Here is a 9,278-nt window from a genome sequence, read left to right on the forward strand (position 1 = left end):
GGGCTGGAGGAGGTGCTGTTCGCGGGCCGGCGGGCCTGGGTGCTCGCGGGAGACACGGAGGTGCCCGAGGATCCGCCGCGGGGCGTCCGGCTGCTGCCGTACTTCGACGCCTACGTGGTGGCGGGCCGGCCGCGCGAACTGCTCTATCCGGGTGCGGCGGCGACGCGTGCCCTGGCCGGCGGGCAGGCGGGCAACTTCCCCGTGCTGCTCGTGGACGGGGTCGTGAGCGGCGTCTGGCACCAGCGGCGCTCTGGCGGCAAGATCGACATCACCGTGGAGCCGCTCCACGACCTGACCCCTGCCATGCTGCGCGAGCTCGACGAGCAGGTGGACCGGGTGGGCGAGATCATGGAGGGCCGGCCTCGCCTGACCATCGGCCCCGTGGCCGTGGGCCCCCACGCGTAGCGCCCGCCGTCCCGACGGCGAGCCTCAAGTGTGTCCAAGGATGTCACCAAGCCTGGAGTTGTGGATCTCCGCCTGGATACGGCTCCACCAGAAGGCCGTACGAAGGAGGACACATGGCACTCAACGACTTCGAGTCGGCCCTGAACGAAACGAACGAGATAGACCTCACGACCACCGGCCGGGTGACCGGTCGTGAGACGTCCCGTCCCGTGTGGTTCGTCCGGCAGGACGACAAGCTGTACCTGCTTCCCGTGACCGGATCGAGGAGCCAGTGGTACAAGAACCTGCTCGTGACACCCACGATCGGCCTGTACGCGGGCGATGCCGCGTACAGCACGCGAGGCAACCCGATCACAAATCCGGACAAAGTGAGTCAAGTGATAGACGACTTCCGCGCCAAGTACGGTGCGGATGACGTGGCGGAATACTACTCGGACCCGGATGTGGCCGTCGAAGTCCCACTCGGCTGACCGGTGCCGGATATTCGTGTGGCGGCCCTCGCCCGTACGCTCATGTGGTCAGGGCAGCTGGATCGACGCGCCGGGGCCGACCGGCAGGCCGACGAAGTAGAAGACGGCCAGCACGCCGACCCACACCAGCCCGAACGCGGGCACGAACGGCAGGAGCCTGGACACCAGCGTGCCGAGCTTGAGGCCGGGCTCGTACTTCTGCGCGGCGGCCAGAATGAAGTACAGGAAGATGTGCATGGGGGAGATCGCCTGGGTGATCGAGTCACCGATGCGGTGAGTCGCCTGGATGATCGCCGGTGACAGCCCGAGCAGCATGAGCGCCGGCACCATCACCGTCGACTCCAGCGACCACAGGCCGGAGCCCGAGGTGATCACCAGGTTCAGCACCATGGACAGCAGCACCAGGAAGACCAGCGCGGGGAACCCGACGAGCCCGACGGCCTTCGCCGCGTCCGCCAGCTCCACCGCGAGGAACGTGGCCAGCCCGCTCCAGGACAGCACGCTGAGCGTCTGGGCCACGATGAAGATGAGCGTGATGAAGCCGCCCATCTCCTTGATCGCCGTGGTCATCATCGCGTAGACGTCGCGATCCTTCTTGGCCAGCCCGATCACCCGGCCGTACGTGTAGCCGAACAGGAAGAACACCAACGCGATGATCGGCACCAGGTTGCTCAGCAGCGGCGAAGGGACCAGCGAGCCGTCCGGGTCGCGCAGCGGGCTGCCCGGGATGAGCCAGGCCACCACGACCAGCGCCAGGAAGCCGGCCACCACGAGCCCGCTGACCAGCAGCGCACGCCGTTCCTGTGGCGTCACCTCGACCCGCGCGCCGTCCCTGCCATGACCTGGGCCATCACCTGGGCCGGCACCGGGGCCGTCACCGGAGCCCTTGCCGGGCCGCCACGCGGGCAGCCTCGGTTCGAGCACCCGGGAGATCAGCAGCCCGCCGACGATCGGCAGGACCAGCCCGGCCGCGGCGCCGAAGTAGTAGTTCATGGCGATGTTGGTGGAGTAGCCGTCGGTGCCCGGGAGCAGCGCGGCGGCCTTCTCGGTGATGCCGGCCAGGCTCGCGTCCAGCGTGCCCAGCAGGAGACCGCCGGCGTACCCGGTGGCGGTGCAGGCGTAGGCGCCGATGAGGCCGGCGAGCGGATGCCGGCCGACGGCGCTGAACACCAGGGCCGCCAGCGGCGGGATGACCAGGAACGACGCGTCGGACATGACGTGTCCCTGACAGGCGACGAACGCCACCACGTACGGCACCAGGGAGCGGGGCACCCGGTAGAACGCCAGGCGCACGGCGGCCTCCAGAGCGCCGGTGCCCTGCGCCACGCCCACCCCGAGCACCACGGTCAGCACGGGACCGAGCGCCGGGAACTCCACGAAGTTGTCCACCGCCGAGCCGAGCAGCTCAACCAGGCCCTCGCCGGACAGGACGTTCTTGACCGGCGTCGCCTCGGCCGCGCCGGGCAGTTGCACCGTGGCGCCGAGGGCCGCCGCGAGCCACGAGGCGAGCGCGATCAGCACGAACAGGCCGACGAACATGACGAACGGGCTGGGCAGCCGGTTGCCCAGTCGTTCCACTCCGCCCAGCACCCGGTCAAGGGTGGTGGGCTGGCCGGTCTTCAGCATGAGGGGATCCTTCGCGCCGCCGCCTACGGTGGCTCTCGTCGGCATGTGATTGGCGAAAGTATGGTCAGCGCAGTCATGTCGGCCGATTCATCGCCGGAAACCGTCGTAAAGGGCGGTATTTATGCAGGTACTGGTCAGATCGAGGGAGGGCGCGTCACATGTCCTTGACCTCAGCGAAACAGCGGCCCACCTCCCGTGACGGTACCGCCGGCGCCGGGCCGCCGGTCGACGCCGTACCGGAATCGAGCGCCCACAGGTCCAGGGGCGTCGTCGACGACCAGCGGCCGACCGGGTCGAGCACCCGCCCGTACAGCTTGACCTGGCGGAGCACCATCTGCCTGTCCACGATCGTGGCGTGCGGGAACTCGTGGCGCAGCCGGGTGACCAGCCCGTGCAGGTCGGCCACGCCGTGCAGACCCACGGTGAGCAGCAGGTTGTTGGGGCCGGCGACGGCCGCGCACGTACGCGTCTCCGGCCAGCGCAGGAGCTGCTCGCCGGTGCTCTCCAGGTGGTCGTCCGGCATCGCCAGCCACAGCACCGCCGAGTCGTGCCAGCCCGCCAGCCGCCTGGCCAGGTCGCAGCGGAAGGTGATGTCGCCCACCGCGACCAGCCGGTTGATCCGGCGCTGCACCGTACGCGCGGACATTCCCAGCTCGGCCTCCAGCTCGGCGAAACTGCGCCGCCCGTCCACGCTCAGCGCGACGAACAGGCGGCGGTCGATCTCGTCCATCGGCCGCGTCACCGCGGGCGTGCCCGGCTCCGGATGCAGGCGGGCGGCCTGGTGGGTGTTCAGCACCCGCAGCCGCCACCGCATGCTCAGGTCGAACGCCCGGGTCGCGATGTGCGTGCGCACCCTGGTCACCCCGGGCTGCGTGGGCAGTTGGTGCAGCAGGTACTCCGACAGGGCGGCCAGGTCGGGGGCGATCGCGATCGTCCACAGATCGTACGAACCGGCGATGTGCTGCACCGTGATCATGTGCGGCTGTCGTGCCAGCTCCGCGGCGACCTGGCCGGCCGCGCCGGCCTCGCAGGTCAGCTCCAGGAACGCCACGCTCATGGTGTGCAGCTGGCGCTGGCCCAGGGCGACCGTGCACCACGCGAGCCGGTCGTCCGCCAGCCGTTTCCAGCGCCGGGCCGCGGTGACCGGGTCCATGCCGAGCACGGCGCCGACCTCGGCCCAGGACGCCCGGGGGTTGATCTGGAGCGCGTCTATCAATTCCAGATCGTTCTCGCGTAGCATGACGGATTCCATGGTGTCTCAGCTCCAATCATGTCGGATTCCGGCAGTGTAGGTCTAGATAGCGACGGATCGCGATGATTCCCTTGTGAATGACCTACTCTTGCGCGGCGCCCGCGTCGTGGATCCGGAGACCGGGCTGGACGCCGTCCGGCACGTCGCCATCACGGGCGACAAGATCACGTCAGTGTCCGAGGACCCGGCGCCCGCCAGGCGCGAACTCGACGTGTCCGGCCGCGTGCTCGCGCCGGGCTTCATCGACCTGCACAGCCACGCGCAGACCGTCGGCTCGTTGCGGATGCAGGCCATGGACGGGGTGAGCACGGCCCTGGAGCTCGAATCGGGCGCGGCACCCGTACATGTCGCCTATCAGCGCGCGAGCGACGAGGGCCGCCCGATCAACTTCGGCTACTCCGCGTCCTGGGCCATGGCGCGGATGAAGGTGTTCGACGGCGCCGAGCCGGACGGCGGCTGGGAGAGCTTCGCCGCCCTGTGCGGCGGCCCACGCTGGCGCGACCGGGCCACGCCGGCGCAGATCGACCAGGTGCTGGCCGAGCTGGAACGCCAGTTGCACGAAGGCGCCCTCGGCATCGGGGTGCTGCTCGGCTACGCCCCGCGGACCGGGCGGAAGGAGTACGTCCAGGTAGCCCGCCTGGCCCAGCGCTACGACGTGCCGACGTACACCCATGCCAGGTTCAAGAACCCCGACGACCCGGAGACCGCGCTCGAGGGCATCGCCGAAGTGGTCGCCGCGGCCGCCGGCACGGGCGCGCACATGCATCTGTGCCACATCAACAGCACCTCGCTGCGCGCCATCGACGAGATCGGCGCGGTGGTCGCGGGCGCCCGCGGGCACGGACTGAAGGTGTCCACCGAGGCCTACCCGTACGGCGCGGGCATGACCACCATCGGCGTGCCGTTCCTGTCCCCGGAGAACCTTCCCAAGCTCGGCATCACCCCGAGCGATCTCGTGGTCGCCGCCACGGGGGAGCGGCCGGCGGACGCCGAACGGCTGCGCGAGATCCAGCGCACCGACCCGGGCGCGATGGTCGCCATCCACTACCTGAACGAGGACGACCCGGCTGACTGGTCGGTGCTGGAACGCGCCCTGCTGCTGCCCGACACGGCGGTCGCCTCCGACGCGATCCCGTTCGCCGCCCCGGACGGCAGGCTGATCACCGACACCTGGCCGCTGCCTCCCGCATCGGCCGGGCACCCGCGCACGAGCGGGACGTTCTCCCGGTTCCTCGCCACGATGGTGCGCGGCTCGGGCCACCTGTCACTGATCGAGGCGGTACGGCGGTGCACGCTCCAGCCCGCCGAGGTGCTGTCCTCGGTGGCGCCGCAGTTCCGGCACAAGGGCCGGGTGCAGGCGGGCGCGGACGCCGACCTCGTGGTGTTCGACCTCGACGCGGTGTCGGACCGGTCGACGTACACCGAGCCTGGACGCCCCTCAACCGGCGTCGACCACCTGCTCGTGGGCGGCGAGTTCGTCGTACGCGATGGCGAACTGCTGCTGGACGCGAGGCCAGGCAGGGCCGTGAAGGGACGGCTGGCATGACCGGGCTGGTGACGCTGGCGGACATCCGCGCCGCCGCGGACCGCATCTCCGACACGGTGGTACGCACCCCGCTGGTGCCGTTCGCCCTGGCGGACCCCGGCAGGCCGCTGTGGATCAAGCCCGAGTCGCTGCAGCCGACGGCGGCCTTCAAACTGCGCGGCGCCTACAACAAGATCAAGCAAGTCCTGCCGGAGGCCAGGAAACGCGGGATCGTGGCGCACTCCAGCGGCAACCACGCGCGCTCGGTGGCCTGGCTGGCGCAGCGGCTCGGACTGCGCGCGGTGATCGTGATGCCGGACACCGCGCCGCCGAACAAGATCGACATCGTACGGGAGCTGGGCGCGGAAGTCGTACTGGTGCCACCGGCTCTCCGGGACACCCACGGGTTCGTCCTCGCCGAGAGGCACGGCTACCTGCCGGTGGTGCCGTTCGACGATCCGGCGGTCGTGGCCGGCCAGGCCACCGTGGGCCTGGAGATCATGGAAGACCTGCCCGACGCGGACGTGGTGCTGGTCCCGGTCAGCGGGGGCGGGCTGGCGGCCGGGGTGGCCACCGCGGTCAAGGCGCTGCGACCGCGGACGCTGGTGATCGGGGTGGAGCCGGCGCTGGCCTCGGACGCGGCGCAGAGCCTTCGCGAAGGCCGGCGCGTCGCGTGGGAGCCGGAGCGGACGTACCGGACCGTGGCCGACGGGCTGCGTACCAACGTCCTCGGCGAGGTGCCGTGGGAGCAGATCCGCCGCCACCTCGACGGGATCGTGACCGTCGGCGAGGAGCAGATCCTGGACGCCGTACGGCGCCTGGCCCTGGACGCCCGGCTCGTCGCGGAGCCGAGCGGTGCGGTCACCTTCGCCGCCTACCTCGCCGGGGAGACGACCGGCAAGCACGTGGCCATCCTCAGCGGCGGTTCGGTGAATCCCCAGCTGCTCGCCGACGTCCTCACCGAACCCACTCGCCTGGAGGCCCTGCATGAGCGCTGATCCGCACCGAACCCACCCGTCCGGAGGTCCCGCATGAGCGCTGATCCGCACCACCCGTACAGTCCCGCCGTGGTCGCGGCCGGGCTGGTCTTCGTGTCCGGCTCGCTGCCGCTGCGGGAGGACGGCACCGTGGTGGCCGGCGGCCGCGCGGCGCTGGACGCGGCGGTCGACACCATGCGGCGGCGCATGGCCACAGTGGGGGGCCGGCTGGAGGACGTGGTCAAGCTGACCTACTTCGTCACCGACATCGCCCTGCGCGACACGGCCAACGAACAGTTCCTCGACCTCTGGCCCGAGCCCAGGCCGGCCCGCACCGTCGTCGGGGTGTCCGAACTCCCGTACGGCAGCGTGGTGGAGATCGACGCGGTGGTGAAGGCCCCCTGACGCTTCGGCCGGGGCGCAGGCATGATGTCGTGCGTGTCCTCTTTGCCGTCAGTCCTTGTTACCAGGGCCGGCTATCGAGCTGACGAGCCGATCGTGCTCGGGATACAGCAGGCCGGCGCGCCACCCCTCCTGCTGGCCCAGGGCCTGACGGCCGACGGCGAGCCACTGGGCGCCACGACGGTCGCCTACGCGGCATCGCTGTCGAAGCAGATGACCGCCGCCTGCGCGGCGCAGCTCGTCCGGCAGAGCGAGCTGGACCTGGAATCCGCCCTGTCACGCTGGCTGCCCCGGCTCCCCGCGTGGGCGGACACCGTCCGGATCCGGCACCTCGTCCATCACACGGCCGCCCTCCCGCCCGACGCCGCGATCGACGCCCTCATGGCCGGCGACGCGGACCGGACCACCGAGGGCGTCATCCGGGCGCTCGCCCGGTTCCCGGCCCTGGAACGCCGGCCTGGTACCGGGCACGTCTACTCCAACGCCGGATACGTGTGCCTTGCCGCCGTGGTGGAACGGGTGGCCGGCGAGCCGCTGCCGCACTTCGCCCGGCGCCGGCTGTTCGCCCCGCTGGCGATGGCGGACACCTGTTACTGGCCCGGCCCCGGTCCCGCGCCCGCCGGCGCCGCCTCGCTCACCCCTGCTCGTCCCGCCCCGCTGTCCCTGGGCGACGGAGGCGTGTGGAGCAGCGCCGGCGATCTGCTGCGCTGGAGCCAGGCGCTCAACACCGACGAGCTGGGCGTCTCGGCGCTCATGCAGACCCCTGGACGCCTCGACGACGGAACCCCCGTCGACTACGCCTGGGGGATCGGCGTCCGCTCGCACGCAGGGCACCGCGTCTATCGGCACGGGGGCGGCTGGCCGGGCCTGCGGGCCCTCCAGGCCCGGGTCCCCGCCCTGGACCTGAGCATCGTTCTCATCGCCCTCGCGGACGACACCGAACGCCGGGTGGGCCTCCTCGACGGTCTCCTCGACGAGTTCGCTTCCTCTGAATGACTTATCACTCCCTTTGTGCGACATAATAGGGAGTGTTATGGAGCAATACACCGTGGAGCAGGCGGCTGAGCTGCTGGGGTTGCACGTCAAGACCGTGCGTAACTACGTGCGGGACGGGCGGCTGCCCGCCGTGCGGGTCGGCAAGCGGTATCGCATCGCCAAGGAGGACCTGGCGACGTTCGCCGGCCTGCCGGTGAGCGCCCCCGCGCCGCCCCGTCACGCCGAGGTGTCGAGCATCGTGCAGATCGACGGCGTCTCCAGACGCGAGATGGACCGGGTCAGCACGATGGTCACGGGAGCCCTGGCCGGTGGCCCGCACGGGCTGCGCGTCCAGTTCGTCTACGACGAGCGGCGGGCGCACCTGAAGATCGTCGTCCTGGGTGGGCTGGAGGAGAGCGCCCAGGTCCTGAGGATCGTCGACGCGCTGGTGAGGGAGTGAGGCCCGTGCGCGACCGTACCCGAGAGAGGCATGGAGGACCGCTCATGCATGACCAGCACGTTCACGTGTGCGAGCCGCACGGCGAGCCGCTGCGGGAGACCCGCGACGCGCTCGACCTGATCGGCGAGGCGTGGGGCCGGGGCGCCACCTGGGTGGCCGTTCCCGCAGAACGGTTGCACGACGACTTCTTCACGCTGCGCACCGGCGTGGCGGGCGAGATCGCCCAGAAGTTCGTGAACTACGGTGTCGGCCTGGCCATCGTGGGCGACGTCTCCCGCCACACCGCCGCGAGCTCCGCGCTGCGCGACTGGGTGTACGAGGTGAACCGCGGCGACCACATCTGGTTCGTCAGCGACCTGGCGGAGCTGACCGCCCGGCGCTCGTCCCGCGGACGCGGCTGAGCCCCAACGGCTTCGCGCAGCGTCCGAACCGCGGCCGTCATCTCGTGGGCGGAGTACAGAAGATGTGAGGCCTTCGCGGAACACCAACGGTCCCGGCACCCGCGGGGCGGGACCGGGACCGATGTGAGTTGCGAGGTGAGCCGACGCCCACGCCTTGGGTCTAGGTGTCGCCGATCCAGTTGCCGGTGCCGCTGGTGGGCCAGTGCGTCGGCTTCCACTTGTGGAAATTGTGGTGACCGTGGCGCTTGTGGTCCCAGTCCCACTTGCCGTTGTGGGCCCACCCGTTGTGGCCCTTGCAGGCGTCGGCGTCCCGTGTGCCGGAGAACACCCCGTGGTCGGTGATGTGGTGGTAGGTCGAGTCGTCGTTTACCCCGAGGTCGCAGTGGGCCGGGTAATGGTGGGTCCAGTCGTTCCAGATGTCGGCGGCGGCGGTACCGGCCGAACCGAACACCATGGCCGCGGCGAGCAGCGCCCCGCCGGTGGCGATGAGGCTACCTCTCATGATCTCCCCCTGTAATCACGAAGTGACATCGGCCATCACTATACGTAGCGATCTTGTGGTAGGAGGGCAGCGCCACGCCCGTTCACCCAACGGACCGCCGCCGGCGGGGCGAACTCGGCGATCGCCGTCGTACACGGGGAAAAGCCGCGTTGCCGACAGCCCGTCTCGCGAACACCAGCGACTCGCACAACCGCTGAGGTAAGCGGGGAGTCGTAGGCATTCCTTCGGTTACCAACTGTTACCAGCGTGCGACGCCCGCTCCAGCTGCACGGCGGGCGTCGCA

The 9,278-nt window shown here is 70.6% G+C and carries 11 protein-coding genes; 8 read left to right on the forward strand and 3 right to left on the reverse strand.

Annotation, left to right across the window (positions count from 1 at the left end; genetic code table 11):
- Both ITP53_RS51165 and ITP53_RS51170 read left to right on the forward strand, forming a co-directional pair.
- The coding region (locus ITP53_RS51165) for a DNA glycosylase AlkZ-like family protein (RefSeq protein WP_195902748.1) at positions 1-405 on the forward strand (405 nt) is incomplete at its 5' end.
- A 113-nt stretch (positions 406-518) separates the two neighbouring features.
- Positions 519-875 carry a nitroreductase/quinone reductase family protein gene (locus ITP53_RS51170; RefSeq protein WP_195902749.1) on the forward strand — a complete coding sequence of 119 codons (357 nt, stop codon included), beginning with the start codon at positions 519-521 and terminating at the stop codon, positions 873-875.
- Between the two features lie 48 nt (positions 876-923).
- On the opposite strand, the gene ITP53_RS51175 is transcribed toward ITP53_RS51170, so the two are convergent.
- Together ITP53_RS51175 and ITP53_RS51180 are read right to left on the reverse strand one after the other, a co-directional pair.
- A complete protein-coding gene (locus ITP53_RS51175) occupies positions 924-2,501 on the reverse strand; it encodes an AbgT family transporter (protein WP_195902750.1) in 1,578 nt (525 codons plus the stop codon).
- 154 nt (positions 2,502-2,655) lie between these two features.
- Complete coding sequence (locus ITP53_RS51180) at positions 2,656-3,753, reverse strand: Lrp/AsnC family transcriptional regulator (RefSeq protein ID WP_195902751.1); 1,098 nt, start codon at positions 3,751-3,753, stop codon at positions 2,656-2,658.
- A 73-nt stretch (positions 3,754-3,826) separates the two neighbouring features.
- Here ITP53_RS51180 and ITP53_RS51185 point away from each other — a divergent pair, with 73 nt between their 5' ends.
- The 6 genes from ITP53_RS51185 to ITP53_RS51210 all read left to right on the forward strand — a co-directional run bounded on the left by ITP53_RS51185 (position 3,827) and on the right by ITP53_RS51210 (position 8,493).
- Positions 3,827-5,299, forward strand: a complete 1,473-nt coding sequence (locus ITP53_RS51185; protein ID WP_195902752.1) for an amidohydrolase family protein — start codon at positions 3,827-3,829, stop codon at positions 5,297-5,299.
- A complete protein-coding gene (locus ITP53_RS51190) occupies positions 5,296-6,276 on the forward strand; it encodes a threonine ammonia-lyase (protein ID WP_195902753.1) in 981 nt (326 codons plus the stop codon). The genes ITP53_RS51185 and ITP53_RS51190 overlap by 4 nt, the downstream gene beginning before the upstream one ends.
- A gap of 33 nt (positions 6,277-6,309) precedes the next feature.
- Positions 6,310-6,660, forward strand: a complete 351-nt coding sequence (locus ITP53_RS51195; protein ID WP_195902754.1) for a RidA family protein — start codon at positions 6,310-6,312, stop codon at positions 6,658-6,660.
- A 93-nt stretch (positions 6,661-6,753) separates the two neighbouring features.
- Positions 6,754-7,653 (forward strand): serine hydrolase domain-containing protein, encoded by a 900-nt coding sequence (locus ITP53_RS51200; RefSeq protein ID WP_195902755.1) that lies wholly within the window; start codon positions 6,754-6,756, stop codon positions 7,651-7,653.
- Between the two features lie 37 nt (positions 7,654-7,690).
- Positions 7,691-8,092 carry a helix-turn-helix domain-containing protein gene (locus ITP53_RS51205; RefSeq protein WP_195902756.1) on the forward strand — a complete coding sequence of 134 codons (402 nt, stop codon included), beginning with the start codon at positions 7,691-7,693 and terminating at the stop codon, positions 8,090-8,092.
- Between the two features lie 44 nt (positions 8,093-8,136).
- A complete protein-coding gene (locus ITP53_RS51210) occupies positions 8,137-8,493 on the forward strand; it encodes a DUF4180 domain-containing protein (protein WP_195902757.1) in 357 nt (118 codons plus the stop codon).
- Positions 8,494-8,653: 160 nt separating this feature from the next.
- Here the strand turns inward: ITP53_RS51210 and ITP53_RS51215 are convergent, their stop codons facing one another.
- Positions 8,654-8,995: a hypothetical protein gene (locus ITP53_RS51215; RefSeq protein WP_195902758.1), complete on the reverse strand. Its 342-nt coding sequence runs from the start codon at positions 8,993-8,995 to the stop codon at positions 8,654-8,656.
- Positions 8,996-9,278: the final 283 nt, after the last annotated feature.

It is taken from the genome of Nonomuraea cypriaca (assembly GCF_015645445.1).
In the GTDB taxonomy this organism is placed as follows: Bacteria; Actinomycetota; Actinomycetes; order Streptosporangiales; family Streptosporangiaceae; genus Nonomuraea; species Nonomuraea cypriaca.